The organism is Granulicatella sp. HMSC30F09, assembly GCF_001806915.1.
Taxonomy (GTDB): domain Bacteria; phylum Bacillota; class Bacilli; order Lactobacillales; family Aerococcaceae; genus Granulicatella; species Granulicatella adiacens.
In genome coordinates this window covers 1-1,639 of record NZ_KV786421.1, presented here as the reverse complement: position 1 = coordinate 1,639, position 1,639 = coordinate 1, and the positions used below count along the sequence as shown (strand labels likewise).

Here is a 1,639-nt window from a genome sequence, read left to right as displayed (position 1 = left end):
TTTTTCATGAGAGTTTGATCCTGGCTCAGGACGAACGCTGGCGGCGTGCCTAATACATGCAAGTCGAACGAGAGCGACCGGTGCTTGCACTGGTCAATCTAGTGGCGAACGGGTGAGTAACACGTGGGTAACCTGCCCATCAGAGGGGGATAACATCCGGAAACGGATGCTAAAACCGCATAGGTCTTCGAACCGCATGGTTTGAAGAGGAAAAGAGGCGCAAGCTTCTGCTGATGGATGGACCCGCGGTGCATTAGCTAGTTGGTGAGGTAACGGCTCACCAAGGCCGTGATGCATAGCCGACCTGAGAGGGTGATCGGCCACATTGGGACTGAGACACGGCCCAAACTCCTACGGGAGGCAGCAGTAGGGAATCTTCCGCAATGGACGCAAGTCTGACGGAGCAACGCCGCGTGAGTGAAGAAGGTTTTCGGATCGTAAAACTCTGTTGTTAGAGAAGAACAAGTGCTAGAGTAACTGTTAGCGCCTTGACGGTATCTAACCAGAAAGCCACGGCTAACTACGTGCCAGCAGCCGCGGTAATACGTAGGTGGCAAGCGTTGTCCGGATTTATTGGGCGTAAAGCGAGCGCAGGCGGTTCCTTAAGTCTGATGTGAAAGCCCCCGGCTCAACCGGGGAGGGTCATTGGAAACTGGGGAACTTGAGTGCAGAAGAGGAGAGTGGAATTCCATGTGTAGCGGTGAAATGCGTAGATATATGGAGGAACACCAGTGGCGAAGGCGACTCTCTGGTCTGTAACTGACGCTGAGGCTCGAAAGCGTGGGTAGCAAACAGGATTAGATACCCTGGTAGTCCACGCCGTAAACGATGAGTGCTAAGTGTTGGAGGGTTTCCGCCCTTCAGTGCTGCAGTTAACGCATTAAGCACTCCGCCTGGGGAGTACGACCGCAAGGTTGAAACTCAAAGGAATTGACGGGGACCCGCACAAGCGGTGGAGCATGTGGTTTAATTCGAAGCAACGCGAAGAACCTTACCAAGTCTTGACATCCTTTGACCACTCTAGAGATAGAGCTTTCCCTTCGGGGACAAAGTGACAGGTGGTGCATGGTTGTCGTCAGCTCGTGTCGTGAGATGTTGGGTTAAGTCCCGCAACGAGCGCAACCCTTATTACTAGTTGCCAGCATTCAGTTGGGCACTCTAGTGAGACTGCCGGTGACAAACCGGAGGAAGGTGGGGATGACGTCAAATCATCATGCCCCTTATGACTTGGGCTACACACGTGCTACAATGGATGGTACAACGAGCAGCGAACTCGCGAGGGTAAGCGAATCTCTTAAAGCCATTCTCAGTTCGGATTGTAGGCTGCAACTCGCCTACATGAAGCCGGAATCGCTAGTAATCGCGGATCAGCACGCCGCGGTGAATACGTTCCCGGGTCTTGTACACACCGCCCGTCACACCACGAGAGTTTGTAACACCCAAAGTCGGTGAGGTAACCATTTGGAGCCAGCCGCCTAAGGTGGGATAGATGATTGGGGTGAAGTCGTAACAAGGTAGCCGTATCGGAAGGTGCGGCTGGATCACCTCCTTTCTAAGGATAAACCTCAGTGCCGTAAGGTATTGAAGGTAATACGGAACCCTACAGGGTTTAGACTTCTTTGTTTAGTTTTGAGAGGTT

The 1,639-nt window shown here is 52.7% G+C and carries 1 rRNA gene; it reads left to right on the top strand.

Annotated features, from left to right (window positions below):
• Positions 1–2 precede the first annotated feature (2 nt).
• Positions 3–1,552: ribosomal RNA gene (locus tag HMPREF3103_RS04125) — 16S ribosomal RNA — on the top strand.
• The last annotated feature ends 87 nt before the right edge of the window (positions 1,553–1,639 follow it).